At 56.7% G+C, this 18467-nt stretch carries 18 protein-coding genes; 8 read left to right on the top strand and 10 right to left on the bottom strand.

Translation table 11 applies throughout. The annotated features are described in order from the left end of the window. Positions 1-25: 25 nt before the first annotated feature. From hemH to mnhG, 8 genes are all read left to right on the top strand, one after another. Positions 26-1099: a ferrochelatase gene (hemH, locus tag M8006_RS07685; RefSeq protein WP_250080870.1), complete on the top strand. Its 1074-nt coding sequence runs from the start codon at positions 26-28 to the stop codon at positions 1097-1099. A 212-nt stretch (positions 1100-1311) separates the two neighbouring features. Next, the gene (locus M8006_RS07680; protein WP_250080963.1) at positions 1312-3660 is read left to right on the top strand and encodes a putative monovalent cation/H+ antiporter subunit A; all 2349 of its coding nucleotides are present in this window, start codon (positions 1312-1314) and stop codon (positions 3658-3660) included. After that, positions 3653-4084, top strand: coding sequence for a Na+/H+ antiporter subunit B (locus tag M8006_RS07675; protein WP_179928846.1), 432 nt, complete (start codon positions 3653-3655; stop codon positions 4082-4084). Before M8006_RS07680 ends, M8006_RS07675 begins: the two co-directional genes overlap by 8 nt. 42 nt (positions 4085-4126) lie before the next feature. Then, a complete protein-coding gene (locus tag M8006_RS07670; protein ID WP_250080869.1) occupies positions 4127-4474 on the top strand; it encodes a Na+/H+ antiporter subunit C in 348 nt (115 codons plus the stop codon). Beyond that, the gene (locus M8006_RS07665; RefSeq protein WP_250080868.1) at positions 4471-6024 is read left to right on the top strand and encodes a Na+/H+ antiporter subunit D; all 1554 of its coding nucleotides are present in this window, start codon (positions 4471-4473) and stop codon (positions 6022-6024) included. Before M8006_RS07670 ends, M8006_RS07665 begins: the two co-directional genes overlap by 4 nt. Then, positions 6021-6494 (top strand): Na+/H+ antiporter subunit E, encoded by a 474-nt coding sequence (locus M8006_RS07660; protein WP_250080867.1) that lies wholly within the window; start codon positions 6021-6023, stop codon positions 6492-6494. The genes M8006_RS07665 and M8006_RS07660 overlap by 4 nt, the downstream gene beginning before the upstream one ends. Continuing rightward, positions 6494-6763 (top strand): MrpF/PhaF family protein, encoded by a 270-nt coding sequence (locus tag M8006_RS07655; protein ID WP_250080866.1) that lies wholly within the window; start codon positions 6494-6496, stop codon positions 6761-6763. Before M8006_RS07660 ends, M8006_RS07655 begins: the two co-directional genes overlap by 1 nt. Beyond that, a complete protein-coding gene (mnhG, locus tag M8006_RS07650) occupies positions 6756-7160 on the top strand; it encodes a monovalent cation/H(+) antiporter subunit G (RefSeq protein WP_250080865.1) in 405 nt (134 codons plus the stop codon). The genes M8006_RS07655 and mnhG overlap by 8 nt, the downstream gene beginning before the upstream one ends. A gap of 65 nt (positions 7161-7225) precedes the next feature. On the opposite strand, the gene M8006_RS07645 is transcribed toward mnhG, so the two are convergent. From M8006_RS07645 to M8006_RS07600, 10 genes are all read right to left on the bottom strand, one after another. Then, positions 7226-8350 carry an aminotransferase class V-fold PLP-dependent enzyme gene (locus M8006_RS07645; RefSeq protein WP_250080864.1) on the bottom strand — a complete coding sequence of 375 codons (1125 nt, stop codon included), beginning with the start codon at positions 8348-8350 and terminating at the stop codon, positions 7226-7228. A gap of 196 nt (positions 8351-8546) precedes the next feature. Further along, complete coding sequence (locus M8006_RS07640) at positions 8547-8783, bottom strand: HP1242/YdcH family protein (RefSeq protein WP_250080863.1); 237 nt, start codon at positions 8781-8783, stop codon at positions 8547-8549. A gap of 211 nt (positions 8784-8994) precedes the next feature. Continuing rightward, positions 8995-9402, bottom strand: a complete 408-nt coding sequence (cdd, locus tag M8006_RS07635; protein WP_250080862.1) for a cytidine deaminase — start codon at positions 9400-9402, stop codon at positions 8995-8997. Positions 9403-9419: 17 nt separating this feature from the next. Further along, positions 9420-10145, bottom strand: coding sequence for a purine-nucleoside phosphorylase (gene deoD / locus M8006_RS07630; protein ID WP_250080861.1), 726 nt, complete (start codon positions 10143-10145; stop codon positions 9420-9422). Between the two features lie 48 nt (positions 10146-10193). After that, the gene (locus M8006_RS07625; protein WP_250080860.1) at positions 10194-11438 is read right to left on the bottom strand and encodes a phosphopentomutase; all 1245 of its coding nucleotides are present in this window, start codon (positions 11436-11438) and stop codon (positions 10194-10196) included. Next, positions 11438-12790, bottom strand: coding sequence for a thymidine phosphorylase (deoA, locus tag M8006_RS07620; RefSeq protein ID WP_250080859.1), 1353 nt, complete (start codon positions 12788-12790; stop codon positions 11438-11440). Before deoA ends, M8006_RS07625 begins: the two co-directional genes overlap by 1 nt. Next, positions 12790-13581, bottom strand: a complete 792-nt coding sequence (gene deoC, locus M8006_RS07615; RefSeq protein ID WP_250080858.1) for a deoxyribose-phosphate aldolase — start codon at positions 13579-13581, stop codon at positions 12790-12792. Before deoC ends, deoA begins: the two co-directional genes overlap by 1 nt. A 41-nt stretch (positions 13582-13622) precedes the next feature. Next, positions 13623-14900 (bottom strand): NupC/NupG family nucleoside CNT transporter, encoded by a 1278-nt coding sequence (locus M8006_RS07610; RefSeq protein WP_250080857.1) that lies wholly within the window; start codon positions 14898-14900, stop codon positions 13623-13625. Between the two features lie 143 nt (positions 14901-15043). Beyond that, a complete protein-coding gene (gene pta / locus M8006_RS07605; protein ID WP_250080856.1) occupies positions 15044-17248 on the bottom strand; it encodes a phosphate acetyltransferase in 2205 nt (734 codons plus the stop codon). Next, complete coding sequence (locus M8006_RS07600) at positions 17245-18423, bottom strand: acetate/propionate family kinase (RefSeq protein ID WP_250080855.1); 1179 nt, start codon at positions 18421-18423, stop codon at positions 17245-17247. The genes pta and M8006_RS07600 overlap by 4 nt, the downstream gene beginning before the upstream one ends. Positions 18424-18467 lie beyond the last annotated feature (44 nt).

The raw sequence follows: 18467 nt of genomic DNA, 5'->3' as shown, positions 1-18467 counted from the left end.
GGCGCGTTTGCGAGAGGAGATTTGCATGACCACAGAAGTTGCGATGGATCAGCCGGGAGAAGGCCGCCTAGCCCACGCCCAAAGTGACCACCCCCCTATTCCGCGAGCAAAAGTGGGGGTTGTGCTGGCGAACCTTGGGACACCGGATAATACCGACTACTGGTCAATGCGCCGCTATCTCAGTGAGTTTCTTTCTGACAAGCGTGTCGTCGATTATGCCAATTGGAAGTGGCAGCCGCTTTTGCAGTTAATTATTTTGACCAAGCGCCCGTTCTCTTCTGGCGAGGCCTACAAAAGCATTTGGAACACAGAAAAAGACGAAAGCCCGTTGTTGACCATTACCCGCGCACAGACAGAAAAAATGACCGAACGTCTCAAAGCGCTTTACGGCGATGATGTCGAAGTCGATTTCTGTATGCGCTATGGCAACCCATCGACGGAAAGTGTGCTCACACGGATGAAAGAGAAGGGCTGCGAGCGTATCGTCTTCTTCCCGCTCTACCCGCAGTACGGCTCGCCCACGACCGCCACGGCTAACGATCAGGCCTTCCGCACGCTGATGAAAATGAAGTGGCAGCCTTATATCCGCACGGTACCGGCTTACTATGAGCATCCCGCCTATACTCAGGCGCTGGCGAACTCGGTTCAACAAGCGTATGACAGTTTAGACGGGCGACCGAGCAAACTCGTGGCCAGTTACCACGGTGTACCGGAGCGCTATCTGCTCGAAGGCGACCCTTACCACTGCCAGTGCCAGAAAACCACGCGCTTGCTACGTGAAAAACTTGGGTTTAGTAAAGAAGAGGTCGATACCGCGTTTCAGTCGCAGTTCGGGCCCGAGAAATGGGTAGGTCCGCAAACAGTGAACCACGTTGCGGAGCTCGCCAAACAAGGTCATAAGCATATCGCGGTGTTGTCACCGGCGTTCTCCTCGGATTGCGTGGAAACCTTGGAAGAAATCCAAGAAGAGATCCACGACAGTTTCATGGCAGCTGGCGGTGAAACATTCACTTATATTCCCTGCCTAAATGACCGTGATGATCATATCGAAGCGCTGACGCAAGTGGTTAATAATGAGCTTCTCGGCTGGCTTGGCTGATACGCTTGATACAAAACACACGGTATCTAACGGCGAGCATAATGGCTCGCCGTTTGCCTTTCTGCTATGTCTATAATTCATTACCACTTTTTGGTACAACAACACCAGATAACAGATGAATACAACAAATAGCGTCATATAGCATGGCCTGTATTGAGACTAATACGCTGACCGGTATAGTTCCATTCGTTGCCGATAAGGAGAGTCCCTTGATTCAACTGGCTGTGCTGCTGGGGTTTGTATTAGCGGCAGTGTCACCGCTGCTGCACCGTTGGTGTGGGGATCGAACAAGCTTGATGCTGGCTTTGTTTCCAGCGCTTTTGTCAGTGTGGTTACTCCTGCAAGCGCCAACGGTCATGGCCGATGGCGCTATGCTGCTGCAGTGGGCTTGGGTGCCATCGCTAGGTATTAGCCTGTCGTTTTTGCTCGACGGCTTATCGCTGCTGTTTGGCTTGTTGATCACTGGCATCGGCGCGTGCGTATTGGTGTATGCCGGTGAGTATTTGAAAGGCCACCCGGATTTAGCGCGCTTTCACATCGCGCTGATGGCTTTTATGGCGTCTATGCTGGGTCTGGTGATGGCGGATGGGCTATTAACGCTGTTCGTGTTTTGGGAACTTACCAGCATTACCTCCTACCTCTTGATTGGCTTTAACCATAGCGATATCGAAGCGAGAAAGTCAGCACGGCAAGGCCTCTTCGTGACCGTTGGCGGCGGACTAGCGTTGATGGCGGGGGTGACGCTTTTAGGCGTTGCCACTGGCAGCTGGTCGCTTCACGAGATTCGGGCGTTAGATACCGATTTGCGTGAACATGCCCTGTATACGCCGATGCTGGTCTGCTTGCTTCTCGGCGCCTTTACCAAGTCGGCACAGTTTCCGTTTCACTTCTGGCTGCCTAATGCCATGGCGGCGCCCACGCCTGTATCCGCGTACCTTCACTCGGCGACGATGGTGAAAGCAGGGATTTATCTTTTGGCGAGGCTGCAGCCGGAACTTGGCGGCACAGAGCTTTGGGTGGGCACGCTAACGTTAGTGGGCGGTGTCACGATGTTTACTGGCGCTTTTATGGCGATTCAGTTTACCAACATCAAAAAGCTGCTGGCATACTCCACCATCATGGCGCTGGGCACGCTGACGCTGCTCCTCGGCATTGGTACCCAGGGCGCGATGGTGGCGTTTGTGGGGTTTTTGCTCGCCCATTCGCTCTATAAAGGCGCGCTCTTTATGGTGGCAGGGATTTTGGATTACGAAACCGGTACCAAAGACGTGACGGTGATGGGCGGTTTGCGCCCCTTGATGCCAATCACGGCGGGGATCGCTCTGCTTGCGGCTTTGTCCTTGGCCGGTGTGCCGCCGCTGCTGGGGTTTATTGGCAAAGAGCTGATGTTTGAATCCGTGCTTGATGCCAGCCGCTTTGGCGGGTTCCTGATTTTGCTGGCGTTTGTCTCGGCACTTCTGACGATTGCTGTCGCGGCCGTCGTTGCGTTGCGTCCGTTTTATGGCAAGCGCCACCAGACACCGCGTGTGCCCCATGAGGCCCCTCTCAGTATGCTGATAGGGCCGGGGCTGCTTGCCGGGCTGTCACTGATCATCGGCGTGGCGCCTTCGCTTGTAACGGGGATGGTTACCGCGACGGTGTCCGCCATCGCGGGTGAGCCTGTTGAAGCGTATTTGTCGCTCTGGCACGGGGTGAATTTACCCCTTGTGATGTCGGTGGTGAGCCTGGGCTTGGGCTACTGGCTATTCCGGTACTGGGATCGCGTGCACGGTAAATTGTTGTTGCTGGCACCGATTATGCGAAATGGGCCGGAAGCCGGTTATGAGGCCATCATGGCAGCGTTTGTGCGCTTTTCTGAGTGGCAAACGCGTCTGCTGCAAAATGGCTACATGCGTAACTATATCCTCGTTATGCTGCTGACGCTGATTGGGTTGGTGGGCACGTCGCTGCTGGTGCGCCATTCCCCGATTATTGCGTTTGAGTTCGATGTGCGTTTCCACGAAGTGGTGGTGGTCGGCACGATGGCCATGGGGGCGCTGTTTGCCGCGATTGCGCGCTCACGCTTGGGGGCGGTGGTTTCCGTCGGCGTGATGGGCTTTTCGATTGCGATGATTTTTATCCTCTTTAGTGCGCCCGATTTAGGTATTACCCAGCTGCTGGTGGAAACGCTCACCGTCATCCTGTTGGTGTTGGTGCTCTTCCGTTTGCCACGGTTTTCCAACCTATCCACCAGCCTTGAGCGAATTCGCGACGGGGTGGTGGCAGCCACCGTGGGAATATTGATTTGTCTGTTGATTCTCACGGCGTGGAGCATCCAGCAGTTTGAGCCGATTTCAGGTTACATGGTGGAAAACAGCGTGCCGTTGGGTCACGGGCTGAATATCGTCAACGTCATTTTGGTCGATTACCGGGCGCTGGACACCCTCGGTGAGATGTTCGTGCTCGCGCTTGCCGCGATCGGCGTCATTGCCATGTTAAAGCTTCGCCACGACGCTTCAGCAATACCTCCATCAGCCACTGGGGGTAAAAAAACGGTGGCCAAGGAGTCCTACGATGGTTAAGTCAGGCACGCTGATTCTCAATACGGCGGCGCGTTTTCTCATGCCGCTGCAGCTTTTATTCTCGGTGTTTTTGCTCCTGCGCGGCCACGATGAGCCAGGCGGAGGTTTCATTGCCGGTTTGGTCGCCGCTGGCGCATTCACGCTTTACCTATTCGCGTTTGGGGTGACGGCCACTAAAGAAGTGCTGCGCATGGTCGACCCGCGCGATTTGATCGGTGTTGGACTCCTGCTGGGGATGATTTCGGTGTTTCCAGCGTGGTTTCTTGATCAACCCTTTTTAACCGCCCAGTGGTGGACGATCCCGGTGATCGACTTTAAAGCCTCCACTCCGCTGATATTCGATATTGGCGTCTATTTAGCGGTGCTAGGTTCCGTGACGGGCATGGTAATGACGCTCATGGAGGTGGATAAAGATGAGCCATAAACCCCAGGTCACAATACGCGTAACAAAACGGGGAGGTTACCTATGGAGCCGTTAATGGCGATTGGGGTCGGGCTTTTATACGCCACCGCTATTTTTCTTATGCTGCGGCGCTCGATTGTTAAACTGGTTATCGGGTTGATGCTGCTCTCAAATGCCGCCAATCTGCTGATTTTTACCACCGCAGGGATGACCCGAGGTGCTCCGCCGCTGATTCCCAAAGGAATGTCCGCTCCGCTGGGGGACGTGGCCGACCCTCTGCCGCAAGCCGTTGTTCTCACCGCGATTGTCATTGCTTTCGGGGTGCTGGCGTTTGCGGTAGTGCTAATTCGGCGGGCCTATGAAATCGTTAAAGCCGATGATTTGGATAAGATGAAGGATACCGACACGTGAGGCCTGAAGTCGCACTCCCTGTCCTACTCCCTTTGCTTTCCGGCGCTATTTCACTGCTATTTTGGCGCTCGCGCCCGATGCAGCGTTTTATTGCGGTCAGCGGCAATATCGCACTGTTCGTGGTGAGTGTGTGGTTATTTATCGCGACGCTTTCAGATGACTACATCACGATACAGATGGGCGGATGGCCGGCACCGTTTGGAATCACGCTCATCGCCGATATGCTCAGTGCCGTCATGGTATTGATGACGGCGATCATCGGTTTGGCGATGGGTATTTACTCGCTAGCGACGACAGGGCGAGAGCACGAAAAGTTTGGCTACTACCCGCTGATGCACTTGTTGTTGGCCGGTGTGGCCGGAGGGTTTTTGACCGGCGATATCTTTAACCTCTACGTGTGGTTTGAGGTAATGCTGGTCTCCTCCTTTGCGCTTTTGATACTCGGCGGTGAGCGCCCGCAGATGGAAGGGGCGATCAAGTACGTTACCCTTAACCTGTTCGCTTCAGTGATTTTTCTCACCGCTATCGGCCTAACATATGGCACCGTCGGCACGCTGAACATGGCTGACATTGCGCTGCGTTTCGATGAAGTTGAGCACAAGGGAATGCTCGAAGTCCTTGCGGTGATGTACATGATTGCCTTTGGTATCAAGGCGGCCGCCTTTCCATTGTTTTTCTGGTTGCCCGCCTCTTACCACACTCCGCCGGTGGCAGTATCGGCGCTATTTGCCGGGCTTTTAACCAAAGTGGGCGTCTATGCCCTGTTTCGTGTTTTTACGTTGCTGTTCGATCAATCTATGGGGTATGTGCAAACGATCTTACTGTGGGGCGCTGGCTTTACGATGGTGACCGGCGTGCTAGGAGCTGCGGCACAGCATGAGTTTCGACGTATTTTGTCGTTTCACATCGTCAGCCAGATTGGCTACATGATCTTGGGGCTAGCGCTTTATACACCGCTTGCGATCGCTGGCGGCGTGTTTGCCGTCGTGCACAATATCGTGGTTAAGACTAACCTTTTCTTAATCAGCGGTATCACCTATCGGCTGCAAGGTACCTACCAGCTGAAAAAAATGGGTGGACTTTATCGTGAACGCCCTTGGCTGGCCGTTGCCTTTTTTATCTCAGCGTTTTCGCTGGCGGGTATTCCTCCGCTGTCGGGTTTTTTTGCCAAGTTCGTCATTGTGCGTGCGGGTATCGAAGCTGGCGCCTATGTCATTACGGCCGTCGCATTGGGGGTTAGCCTGATAACGCTCTATTCGATGGTTAAAATTTGGAATGAGGTCTTCTGGAAATCGTTACCCGATGACAATGTGGTGCCCGAAGAAACCACTCCCAGTGGAGACGACGGCCGCTTGGTTAAGCCAAGTCTATGGATGATGTACCTGCCGGTGGTGGTTTTGGCGCTTTTTTCGCTCCTTATCGGTGTGTTTGCGGAGCCCGTTATGCAGGTGATGAACCTCATTGGCAGCCAGTTATTTCACCCGGCGGGTTACATTGACGCCGTTTTGGGTGAAGCGGTTCGCTCTGCCCCTGAGGAGGCAAGCCCATGATCGGTGCCATCTGGAATTTGTTGCTGGGGATCGCTTGGGTACTGCTGAGCGGGGACTTTTCTGGCTTGAACCTACTCGTCGGGATGGTGTTTGGTTATATCACGCTGGTACTGATTGAGCCGCACCTGGATTCGCTTAAAGGCTACCCGGCGCGCATACCGCGTATGGTGGGGTTTCTTGGCTTTTTTATTAAAGAGCTGACCCAAGCGAACTTGCGCGTTGCGTTCGATATTATTACCCCGCCTTGGCATATGCAGCCGGGGGTTATTGCGATGCCGTTGGCTGCGCGAACAGAAATGGAAATCACCCTCGTGGCCAACTTAATCTCGCTGACGCCGGGGACGCTGAGCCTAGATGTCTCTGATGACCGTAAAGTGCTGTATATCCATGCTATGTTTCTCGACGATGAAGAAGAACTACGGCGCAACCTAAAAGAGATGGAGCATCGGGCCTTGGAACTATTTCGCTAATGGAACACGTCATACTCATCAGCCAAGTGATCATGAGCTTGGCGCTTATCTTGGTGTTCGTCCGCGTTGTGCGCGGCCCAAGCCTCCCTGATCGTGTGGTGGCGCTGGAGCTTTTTTCCACCACCATTGTCGGCCTAGTGGCGGTTTATACGATCAAAACAGGTGTGGCGAGCTTTCTTGATGCGGCGATTGTGATTGCCCTGATGGGATTTCTCGCCTCCATTGGCTTTGCGCGCTTTCTGGAACGAGGAGGGCCTCGGGATGATTGATTTTATCAAGGGTACGTTGATCATCGTTGGTGCGCTTTTGATGCTGCTTGCCGCTGTCGGATTGTTGCGCCTGCCTGATCTGCTCACACGTATGCACGCGACCACCAAAGCCGCCGCTTTGGGCGTGATTTTGATGATGCTAGCGGTGGCCATGCACTTTGCCGAAGTGAGCGTGGCGGCCCGCGCGTTTGCCATCATCGTCTTCATTGTTTTAACGGCGCCGGTTGCGGCGCATGTGATTGGTCGTGCCGGTTACTTTGTGGGTTCTAAACTCTGGAGCGGAACGGTAAAAGACGAGCTTCGACCTAACTACGACCCACTGACGCACGAACTTAAAAGCGGCATGGAAACTCAGGAAAACGCCAAGCGCCAGCCGCGAGATGCGGATCCTGATTAACCGTTCTTATTTACCCACATGGCCAATAAAAAAGCGGGATGCTAAATGCATCCCGCTCTATATCTTTATAAGACTTTCTCGATGGCCTGCTCAAGTGCGTCTACGCTGCGATTAGTGTGGTGCAACTTATCGAGACCAAACAGACCAATGCGGAACGTCTGGAAGTTGTCGCCCTCATCGCACATCAGTGGCACCCCGCCTGCCACTTGTACGCCTGCCTGGGCGAGTTTGCCTACCAGGCCGCTATCTTCTGTATAGCACACCACCACGCCGGGAGCTTCAAAACCTTCCGCCGCGACGCTTTTAAAGCCATGGCGGTTGAGCATGGAACGCACGCCGTAGCCAATCGCCTTCTGTTCCTCTTTCACCTTGGCAAAACCGTAGTCGCGGGTTTCTTGCATGATGTCGCGTAGGCGGCGCAGGCCATCGGTGGGCATGGTGGCGTGATAGGCGTGCCCGCCGTTTTCGTAGGCTTGCATAATGCTATGCCACTTGCCGAGATCGCAGGCAAAGCTGTTGCTCTGAGTCTCGGATAGACGCTGGGTTGCACGGTCCGAGAGCATCACCATGGCGCAGCAGGGCGAGCCGCTCCAGCCTTTTTGTGGCGCGCTCACGACGACGTCGATGCCTAAATCCTGCATATCAACCCATAAGGTGCCGGCCGCAATAGCATCAAGGACAAACAAGCCGCCGACCTCGTGGGTCGCTTGGGCGACGGTGCGAATATAGTCGTCTGGAAGCAGCAGGCCCGCTGAGGTTTCCACTTGCGGTGCGAATACGACGGCGGGTTTTTCGGCGCGAATGCGCTCGGCCACTTCTTCAGCCGATACCGGTTCGAAAGGCGATTGCGAGTTTTCCACGTCAAGGCGGCGTGCTTTCAGCACCGTGTGTTGATCGGTTAACCGACCCATCTCGATGATTTGCGTCCAACGATAACTAAACCAGCCATTGCGGATGACCAGCGTTTTTTGATCCACGGCAAATTGGCGCACAACCGCTTCCATACCAAAGGTACCGCTACCGGGCACAATCACCGCCGCGTGAGCGTTATACACGTCTTTCAGTGTCGCGGAAATATCCCGCATCACGCCTTGAAACTGTTGAGACATATGATTGAGCGAGCGGTCTGTATAGACCACTGAGTACTCAAGCAAGCCGTCGGGGTCGACGTTGGGTAGCAGGCCAGCCATGGCGTTCTCCTAATGGGTTGTTAATCACGCTAAAGACGCACTTTTATCATAAACAAAAAAACATGATGTAAGAATACGAGTAATAGAGCGCCAAGGCTAAAGCGGGAGAAATATCGCTATCCGCGCCGTGCTGGAACGAAGAACCCCCGAATCAAAGCGCGGCATGATTCGGGGGGTGTACTCACCGGAAAACGGTTTATTGCGTCAGCATTTTGTAGAGTTCGTCTTTTAGCGCGAGACGCTCTTTCTTTTTCTCCTCAATCGTAGGGTCGGAGACAGGCAATTCTTCCTTTTCGAGACGTTCAATGTCCGTAGTGACCGTGTCGTAGCGTTCAAATTGTTTACGAAAATGCGCATCCTGAGTTTTCAATACATGTATCTGTTCTTTCAACTCGGGAAATTCGTGGGCTAGGTCGTGGTGCTCAATATCCATGTTCGTGCTCCTAATGTTGAGTTGGATGTTTTTTGGATCATCATGAAAGATGAACCGGGTTCTAGAAGTTGGCTATATATAGTAATGGGAGCATTAATCGCTAAAATAATCCATGTCTTACGTCAATAATGAGTCCTTAATAAATCATGTTTTATGCACAAAGGCACACCGGCCTGGCTGCCGCGCAGCCACGTAACCTCGCTTTTTACGCTTAGCGCGGTGGCAGGTTCTCTGGCCCAAAGGCATCGGGCAGTAGGGTGTCGATGGTGTAGGTCTTTAGGACTTCGCCCTGGTGAGATAGGACGAAGATACGCGTGTTGGGCGTGGCAAACTCACGAATTCGCTGTCGGCAGTCGCCGCAGGGTGTGCACAGGTGATCGCCCGGGCCCATGACGTAGACGGTGGCCAATTGGCGCTGCCCAGCGGTGATCATCGCGGCAATCGCTGACGCTTCCGCGCAAAGCCCTTTATAGTGAGCTACCTCCACGTTGCAGCCGACAAAGTGCTGGCCGTCAGCGCTTTCCATTACCGCTGCCACCGGGTGGTGGGAGTAGGGCGCATAGGCGTTTTCACGCGCGTGAATCAGTGTTTGAACAACCGGCTCTGCTACTTGGTTCATGCGTTTTCCTGGGGCCTTTAAACGTGGTCGGCGTTGTCGCGCAAGACGGTATCCAGCGCAATGGTCATCATGTCGTTAAACGTGGTTTGTCGATCGGCGCTGGAGAGCGAATCACCTTTCAAGATATGGTCCGACACCGTGCAAATGGTTAGTGCGCGGGCACCAAATTCCGCCGCGACGCCGTAAAGCCCCGCTGCCTCCATTTCGACACCGACAATGCCGTAGCGTTTGAGCAGCTCAGCCATCTCGGTTTGCGGGTTATAGAACAAATCCGCTGAGAAGATGTTGCCGACTTTCACGGGTACGTTTTGGGCGTTGGCCGCGGCGACCGCGTGCTGGGTCAGGTCGAAGTCGGCGATCGCGGCAAAGTCGTGGTCGTTGAAGCGCATGCGGTTGACTTTGGAATCGGTACACGCGCCCATGCCGATGACTACATCGCGAACGTTGACGTCATCGCGCACCGCGCCGCAAGACCCCACGCGGATGATCGATTTGACGCCGTAATCGGTAATCAACTCTTTGGCATAAATAGAGACCGAGGGAATCCCCATGCCGTGCCCCATTACCGAAATCTCGCGGCCCTGATAGGTGCCGGTGTAGCCGAGCATGCTGCGCACATCGTTCACTTGGCGCACGTTGTCCAGATAAGTCTCGGCGATGTATTTTGCGCGCAGCGGGTCGCCGGGCATCAGCACGGTATCGGCGAAATCGCCGGGGGCGGCGTTAATGTGTGGGGTTGCCATCTAGAATCTCCAAAAACGATGATCAATCAGTAACGCGACTCACGCGATTCACGCGGCGTTAGATAAAAAGCTGTCGCCATCGGCCATGGCGGGAAGCGTGAAGAAGTCGGCGAGCGTTTGGCCAATATCAGCAAAGGTGCCGCGCTCGCCCAAGGGGCCGGGGGCAAAGCCAGCGCCGGAGACCATCACGGGTACGTATTCGCGGGTATGCTCGGTGCCTTCCCAGCTGGGGTCGCAGCCGTGATCGGCGGTAAGCAGCAGCAGGTCGTCATCGTTGAGGGCGGCAAAAAGCTCGGACAGCTTGGCATCAAAATCTTCCAGCGCGGCGGCATAGCCCGGTACATCCCGGCGGTGGCCGTAAACCGAGTCAAAATCGACGAAGTTGGCCATGATCATCGTCGGGCGGTCGCGGGTTTGCGTAGCGGTACGCACGACCTCGGAAATCGTCGCTTCCATCAGCGCATCGTGGCCGCTGGCTTTCACCTTGTGCGTGATACCGCAGTGGGCGTAGATATCGGCAATTTTACCAATCGAGACCACTTCGCCCCCGGCCTCGGCGAGCTTTTGCAGTACGGTGGGGCTTGGCGGTTCGATGCTGTAATCGCGGCGGTTGCCGGTGCGGGAAAAGTCAGCGCTGTTGTGGCCGATAAAGGGGCGGGCAATCACACGGCCAATGTTGTAGGGCTCGAGCAGTTCGCGCACGGTTTCGCACAGTTCATACAGCCGCTCAAGGCCGAAGTGCTCCTCGTGGGCGGCAATTTGGAATACGGAATCCGCCGAGGTATACACAATCGGCTTGCCGGTGTTGACGTGCTCTTCGCCCAGGCGTGCGATGATTTCGGTGCCGGAGGCGTGGCAGTTGCCGATTACGCCGGGCAGGTTCGCCTCTTCGACAATCTTGTCGAGCAGCTCTGCGGGAAAGCTAGCGGTTTTATCGAGAAAATAGCCCCAGTCAAAACGGACCGGCACGCCAGCAATTTCCCAGTGGCCGGAAGGGGTGTCCTTGCCGCTGGAGATTTCTTTGGCGTGGGCGTAAGCGCCGTTCAGTGTTTGAGGAAGGGACACGTCTTCGGCGACGCTGCCCGTGGCATCGCGGTGGGCATGAAATAACCCCAACGCGGCCATGTTGGGCAGTTTCAGCGGGCCTTGGCGTTCGGTGGTATCGGCCTTACCACGCGCACAGGCGGCGGCAATATGGCCTAGCGTGTCAGCCCCGGCATCGCCAAACTCAGCAGCGTCGGGGGCGCTGCCGATGCCGAAGGAATCGAGCACAATCACAATGGCACGGCGCATTAGGCCTCTCCTCGGAAGGTATCTTGAAGTAGTGTATCGGCGGTTGCGGGGGCGTCACCCAAGGTGACAGCATCTCGCAGCTGGGCCGCGGCACGCGCGGCGGCATCTTCGCTCCGGGCGTGTACGATAGCCAGCGGTCGCTGATTGTCGACTCGGTCGCCCACTTCGGCAATCTCGCTAAAGCCTACGCTATGGTCGACGCTGGCGTCGTTGCGCAGACGGCCACCGCCCAGTTCCACCACGCTCATACCCACGGCGCGGGTATCGATGCACTGCACAATGCCGCTCTGTTCTGGATAGACCGCTTGGATGACCGGTGCGGTGGCCAAGTAATGCTCTGAGCGCTCCATGAAATCAGCGGGGCCACCGAGCTCGTGGACCATGCGGGCGAATACGTCAGCCGCGGCACCCGAGGTCAGCGCTTTTTCCAGCTTCGCTAGGGCCTCTTCACGGCTGGCGACCAGCTTGCCCGCCATCAGCATTTCCACCGCCAGTTCGCGGGTTACCTGCATGACGCGGCTGTCAGGCCGCTCGCCGCGCAGTAGCGCCAGAGTTTCGACGATCTCGACGGCGTTACCCGCGCAGGGAGCCAGCGGCTGGCTCATGTCGGTGAGCAGGGCGGTGGTGGGTGTGCCCGCTTGAGTCGCGACGTTCGCAATGCTTTTGGCCAGTTCGCGGGATTTTTCTGGGGTGGGCATAAAAGCGCCGCTGCCGACTTTGACGTCCATCACTAGGGCGTCCAGACCCGAGGCTAGCTTTTTCCCCAAAATTGAGGCGGTAATCAACGGGATGGATTCTACCGTGGCGGTCACGTCGCGCACGCCATAGATGCGTTTATCCGCCGGTGCCAGGTTGCCGGTCTGGCCGATAATCGCCACACCGGTGGATTTGACCACCTTGCTAAAGCGCTCCGGCGCGGGGTAGGGGTTGTAACCCGGTATCGACTCCAGCTTATCCAGCGTGCCGCCGGTATGGCCCAGGCCGCGTCCTGAAATCATCGGTACGAACGCGCCGCACGCCGCGACCCATGGGCCAAGCACTAAAGACACCAAATCGCCCACACCGCCGGTGGAATGCTTATCCACAATCGGGCCCGGCAGGTTGAGCGAATCCCACTGCATAACGTGGCCGGAGTCGCGCGTTGCTGTGGTAAGCGCGACGACTTCTTCACGGCTCATGCCATTTAAAAACACCGCCATAGTGAAGGCGCCAATTTGCGCATCGCTAATACGGTCGTCGGCAATGCCCTGCACAAACGCCTCGATTTCTTCTAACGGCAGCGGCTCGCCGTCGCGCTTTAGGCGGATCAGCTCTTGGGGGAGCAGGGCGTGGTGAGAAGCGTTCGCCACCATTAGTACCCTCCTTGTTCGGCGACGGAGGCGTTGCCGGTCAATGTCGCCATTACATCCGCTAAAAGGCTCGACGCGCCGAAACGGAAGTGTTTAGGCGTAACCCACTGGGCGCCCATGATCTCAGTGGCCAGGGCAAGGTATTCAGCGGCCTCTTCAACCGTTTTGACTCCGCCGGCGGCTTTAAAGCCGACATCTTTACCGCTGTCTTTGATCGCCTTCAGCATAATCTCAGCGGCTTCGAGCGTGGCGTTGACCTCGACTTTGCCCGTGGAGGTTTTGATGAAGTCGGCGCCGCCCTCGATGGCGATTTCGCTGGCGCGTTTGATCAGCGCCGACTCTTTGAGTTCGCCGGACTCGATGATGATCTTTAACAGCGCTTGGCCGCCGCATGCTGCGTGGCACATTTCCACTAGCTCAAGGCAGGTTTCTTCGTCGCCCGCCATGAGCGTGCGGTAGGGGAATACCACGTCGACTTCATCGGCCCCTGAGGCAACGGCCTCGCGGGTGGCGCGGGCGGCCGCCATGATGTCATCGCCGCCGTCGGGAAAGTTAGTGACGCTGGCGATTTTGACCTCACCGCTAAGCTTGTGGGCAATGAGCGCGCGGCGTGCCGTCACGATAAATTGCGGGTAGATACATACCGCCGCAGGGTGGCCAAAGGGCGTTTTTGCCTGCTTGCACAGCGACTCAATGGTGGCGTCGGTATCGTCAGCGTTAAGGCTGGTTAAGTCCATCAGCAAAAGCGCCTGACGCGCGGCTTGGGTGAGGTTAATCGAAGCAGTCATGGGCATCTCTTGGGTTAAAAAAGTCAATAGTAAAACGTTAGATGGCGTCAAGCACTGGCACTGCTTAACGCCAGGAAAAAGCCAGCGATGGTCGCTGACATCAAATTAGACAGCGTCCCGGCGAGCACCGCCTTTACGCCGAAGCGGGCAATTTCATGGCGGCGCGAAGGCGCGATGCTACCCAGCCCACCGAGCAAAATAGCAATCGAGGACAGGTTAGCAAAGCCGCACAGCGCAAAGGATAAAATGGCCATGGTGTGGGGCGTCATGACTTGGCCGGTCGCGGCAACCACTTTCTCGCCATCAAGGTAAGGGGCCAAGTTGATATAGGCGACGAACTCGTTGACGACCAGCTTTTGACCGATAAACGAACCGGCAAGATTGGCTTCTTCCCATGGTACACCGAGCAAAAACGCCAGCGGCGAGAAGAGCCAGCCGAGGATCAGCTCCAAGCTTAGTGATTCCATGCCAAACCAGCCGCCGATGCCGCCGAGCATCCCGTTGATCAGCGCAATCAGGCTGATAAACGCAAGCAGCATCGCCCCGACGTTCGCGGCCAGTTTCAGCCCGGAGGTGGCGCCACTCGCCGCCGCGTCGAGAACGTTGCTGGGTCTGTCGTCATTGTGTTCCTGCTCTTCTTCGATCTTCGAAACACTATCTTCCGGCTCTTGGGTCTCCGGCATGATCAACTTGGCAAACAAAAGCCCGCCCGGGGCGGCCATAAACGACGCCGCGACCAAATACTCCATGGGAATACCCAGCGCTGCGTAGCCGGCCAAAACAGAGCCTGCCACTGAAGCCAAGCCGCCACACATTACCGCGAACAGCTGTGAAGGCGTCATGCGGGCGATAAACGGGCGCACCACCAGCGGTGCTTCGGTTTGGCCGACAAAGATATTCGCCGTGGCAGAGAGCGACTCGGTCCGTGAGGTGCCAAGCGCTTTTTGTAGCGCGCCACCAAGAATCCGGATGACCCACTGCATGATGCCAATGTAGTAAAGCACGGCGATCAGCGAGGAGAAGAAAATAATCACGGGCAGGACTTTGATCGCGAACACAAACCCGACGTTTTCCACATCGGCGAGCCCACCAAACAGGAACTCAATACCGTCGTTGGCATACAGCACGACTTGGCTCACGCCGCTCGATATGGTTTGCAGCACGGTTTGCCCAACGGGCACGTAGAGCACAAACGCGCCGATACTCGCTTGAATCGCGAAAGCACCGATCACCGTGCGCAGCCGGATGGCTTTACGGTCGTAAGAAAAGAGCAGGGCAATGGCAATCAGCGTCACCATACCGATCAAACTCATTAGCATTGTCATAGAGGGAACCTTTTACCCTGTGCGGTACCATTGTCGTCGGCGTGCTGAAAGCGTAGCAAAAACGCTCAAACGCTAGGCGTTCGTCGTATGTTCGTCAAGCGCAAGAGAATCACTTAGTCGAGTGGGAGCCTGGCAAGGCATGCTTAAGCGCTCTGCTGCGCCGACTGAATCGCGGTTAGCGCGATGGTGTAGACGATATCGTCCACCAGCGCGCCGCGGGATAAATCGTTCACCGGCTTGTTTAAGCCTTGCAGCATGGGCCCGACGCTGACCACTCGCGCGCTACGCTGCACTGCTTTGTAAGTGGTGTTGCCGGTGTTGAGGTCGGGGAATACGAACACGGTGGCGCGACCTGCCACCGGGGAGTCCGGGGCTTTTTGTTTGCCCACGCTTTCATTCGCGGCGGCGTCGTATTGCAGCGGACCGTCAATGGCGAGATGTGGCGCGCGTTGTTTGGCGATGCGCGTCGCTTCGCGCACTTTCTCTACTTCCGCACCGCTGCCGGAATCGCCTGTGGAGTAGCTGATCATCGCCACCCGCGGCTCAATGCCAAATGCTTCGGCTGAGTGGGCGCTTTGCAGGGCGATTTCGGCCAACGTCTCGGCATCCGGGTCGGGGTTGACCGCACAGTCGCCGTAAACCACGACCTGCTCGGGCAGTAGCATGAAAAAGATCGATGATACCTGGTTGTATTCAGGCGCGGTTTTGATCAGCTGAAACGCCGGGCGCACGGTATTGGCGGTGGTGTGGACGGCGCCGGAGACTAGGCCATCTACTTCGCCAAGCTGCAGCATCATGGTTCCCAGCACGACATTGTCGTGTAGCTGGGCGTCGGCGGTGATGTCGTTGAGTTTGCCACGGCGCAGCGACACCATCGGTTCGATATATTGGGCGCGGGTGCTCTCCGGGTCGATGATGGTGAGATCCTCTGGCAGCGTAAAACCGCGATGACGGGCGACGTTCACGATCTCTTCACGGTTTCCTAGCAGCACGCAGTTAGCGATGCCGCGGCGCTGGCAAATAATGGCCGCCTCGATGGTGCGAGGCTCGTTACCTTCCGGCAGCACAATGCGCTTGTTCGCCTGTTGCGCGAGCTTGACCAGCTGATAGCGAAACGCGGAAGGCGAAAGCCGCCGGGTAAAGCCGCGATTGAGGTGGTTTTTAAGGGTATCTTTCAGCCAGTCCAAATCGATGTGGGCGGCGACAAATTGGGCGACGCGTTCGGCACGCTCAAAATCATCCACGGGGATTTCCGCGCTGAGCTGACTGAGATGCGTTGCCGTGGTCAAGCTGTTGGTGTCGACGGAAAGCACGGGTAAACCAGTGTGCAGGGCCGGGCGGCACATCTCAATCATATCCGCGTTGGGGGTAAAGCCGTTGGCGAGGAGTACACCGGCCAAGCGCGTGCCGTTCATGGTCGCGAGTGCCGCAGCCATCACCACGTCATCGCGGTCGCCGGAAGTCACAATGAGGCTTCCGGGGGTAAAGATATGCAGCGCATTGGCCGCGCTTCGGGCACATAGGCTGGTAGTAAGTACGCGACGTTGGGTCGCTTCACCTTCGTTAAGCAGCGTCGCGTTTAATGCGCGGGCGACATCCAATGTGCGCGGCGCACTCAGTGCCTTGCTGTAGGGCACCACGCCAATCAGGTGGAAGCGCTCGGTGGCAAGCGCTGGCGAGTGACGGCGCAGCTCCTTGAGTACCGGCTCTTCAAGCTGCGGTTTAATGGCGCCTGGGGTGGCCGTCAGATCATCCAAGTGACCATCATCTTGCGCGTAGGGAAGGTTGCGCATACGCATGAGAATACACCCCAAGGTGCGCGACGAGCGGATGCCGCCAAAGCTTCGGGCGTGCATATCCAGCTCTTCTGCGAGCTGCTGCGGTGCCTCAAGATCGCCGGTACCCACCAAAATAATGCGCGCATTGAGCGCGTTCGCTAGCTGGGTGTTGGTTTGGGTGGCGTAGGTGGTGTGCGTGGTCGGCACGACCCCCTCCACCACGACCAAGTCTAGTGCTGAGCCATCGCGCTCGGCCTGTTGTGTCACTTGGTCATAACGCTCGATGACGCTTTCCATTAAGTCATCGATCTGGTTGTCGCGCAGCAAACGTTCCAGGCGTGCTTGCGTGATCGGCGAAGGAGGGCGTTGTGGCAATGTGCGCGATACCAGCGCGGTCGAGCGGTCAAGGCCGGGGCCGTTGAGCTCGTCCTGCATAAACGGCTTGAGAAAGCCGGCCTTCAGGCCAATGGTGTCAAGCGCCTGAATGAGCCCCAAACAAGCAGAAGTTAAGCCTGCCCCTTCACTGGTGGGTACCAAAAGAATCGTTTGTGGCGCGGTTTGTGTGCTCATGCGCGGGTCTCCAAGCAGTGGCGGGTTTCGGCGGCAATGCGGCCTTCTTCATCGGTGGGGATGACCCATACCTCGGGGCCGCTGCCAGCATCAATACGGTCTTCGCGGCCGCCGCGGGTAATGGCGTTCCTGTCGTTATCCAGCGCCAAACCAAAGTGGGGCAGCAGATGGATAACACGCTTGCGCACCTGAGAAGAGTTTTCGCCGATACCGCCGGTGAATAGCACACCGTCAAGCGTGGGCAGCGCGCAGGAGAGCGCGGCAAGCGACTTCGCCACGCGGTAACAGAACACGTCAAAGGCCAAGCGTGCGCCTGCGTGCTCCCCGTCGGCAGCGGTTTCGATTTCGCGCATGTCGTTGGTGAGCCCGGAAAGCCCATAAAGGCCGCTCTGTTTATTTAATACACGGTCGATGTCATCCAGCGACCAGCCGAGCTGACGGTGCAGGTGGGCGTGTAGGCCAGGGTCCACATCGCCGCTGCGTGTGCCCATGGCAACACCTTCCAGCGGCGTTAATCCCATGCTGGTATCTAGGCTCTGGTTTTGCCACACCGCGCTGGTGGAGCAACCGTTACCCAGATGTGCGACCAGCCAGCCACCGGCACCGCGCTCGCTTATGTCGCCAGCGCGCTGGCTAACGAACGCGTGGCTGGTACCGTGAAAGCCGTAGCGGCGAATGCCGTGCTGCGTATACAACGCCTCTGGCAGTGCGTAGCGGTACGCCTGTGGCGGCAGCGTTTGATGAAACGCCGTATCGAATACCGCCACTTGCGGCAGGTCAGGAAATAATGCCCGCGTCGCGGCAATGCCCGCTAGGTTCGCTGGGTTATGTAACGGGGCCAGCGTAGCGGTGGTTTCAATCGTGTCGATGACGTTTTTATCAATCAGTGCCGCTTGCGTGAAGTGCTCACCGCCGTGTACCACGCGGTGGCCGATTGCTGCTGGGGAGCGCTCCTCTAATCGTGCAAAGATAGCTTGCAGCGCTTGAGCGTGGTCGGCCCCGGAAAGCGGCTGTTGAAAGCTCTCGCCGCGGCTGTTGCTTCCCTGGAGGCGCGCATCGGAGCTGTCTAACCGCTCGGCGAGTCCGGCAAGGCGTGGTGCCTTGGGGTCACTATCAATCAGGGCATATTTAATCGAAGAAGAACCGCAATTAATCACGAGGACAGGTGCGTTCATAGGGGCCTTAGCTCAGCGTAAAATTAGACCTTAGGTTAACATTC

This window comes from Halomonas llamarensis, assembly GCF_023555005.1.
GTDB classification, from domain to species: domain Bacteria; phylum Pseudomonadota; class Gammaproteobacteria; order Pseudomonadales; family Halomonadaceae; genus Vreelandella; species Vreelandella llamarensis.
The sequence above is the reverse complement of the archived record's forward strand: the minus strand, read 5'-3'. Positions and strand labels throughout refer to the sequence as shown.

Coding starts and splice junctions, on each gene's coding strand:
- hemH (WP_250080870.1), top strand. CDS start 26: ATGACCACAGAAGTTGCGATGGATCAGCCGGGAGAAGGCCGCCTAGCC.
- M8006_RS07675 (WP_179928846.1), top strand. CDS start 3,653: ATGGTTAAGTCAGGCACGCTGATTCTCAATACGGCGGCGCGTTTTCTC.
- M8006_RS07670 (WP_250080869.1), top strand. CDS start 4,127: ATGGAGCCGTTAATGGCGATTGGGGTCGGGCTTTTATACGCCACCGCT.
- M8006_RS07660 (WP_250080867.1), top strand. CDS start 6,021: ATGATCGGTGCCATCTGGAATTTGTTGCTGGGGATCGCTTGGGTACTG.
- M8006_RS07655 (WP_250080866.1), top strand. CDS start 6,494: ATGGAACACGTCATACTCATCAGCCAAGTGATCATGAGCTTGGCGCTT.
- mnhG (WP_250080865.1), top strand. CDS start 6,756: ATGATTGATTTTATCAAGGGTACGTTGATCATCGTTGGTGCGCTTTTG.
- M8006_RS07645 (WP_250080864.1), bottom strand. CDS start 8,350: ATGGCTGGCCTGCTACCCAACGTCGACCCCGACGGCTTGCTTGAGTAC.
- M8006_RS07640 (WP_250080863.1), bottom strand. CDS start 8,783: ATGGATATTGAGCACCACGACCTAGCCCACGAATTTCCCGAGTTGAAA.
- cdd (WP_250080862.1), bottom strand. CDS start 9,402: ATGAACCAAGTAGCAGAGCCGGTTGTTCAAACACTGATTCACGCGCGT.
- deoD (WP_250080861.1), bottom strand. CDS start 10,145: ATGGCAACCCCACACATTAACGCCGCCCCCGGCGATTTCGCCGATACC.
- M8006_RS07625 (WP_250080860.1), bottom strand. CDS start 11,438: ATGCGCCGTGCCATTGTGATTGTGCTCGATTCCTTCGGCATCGGCAGC.
- deoA (WP_250080859.1), bottom strand. CDS start 12,790: ATGGTGGCGAACGCTTCTCACCACGCCCTGCTCCCCCAAGAGCTGATC.
- deoC (WP_250080858.1), bottom strand. CDS start 13,581: ATGCCCATGACTGCTTCGATTAACCTCACCCAAGCCGCGCGTCAGGCG.
- M8006_RS07610 (WP_250080857.1), bottom strand. CDS start 14,900: ATGACAATGCTAATGAGTTTGATCGGTATGGTGACGCTGATTGCCATT.
- pta (WP_250080856.1), bottom strand. CDS start 17,248: ATGAGCACACAAACCGCGCCACAAACGATTCTTTTGGTACCCACCAGT.
- M8006_RS07600 (WP_250080855.1), bottom strand. CDS start 18,423: ATGAACGCACCTGTCCTCGTGATTAATTGCGGTTCTTCTTCGATTAAA.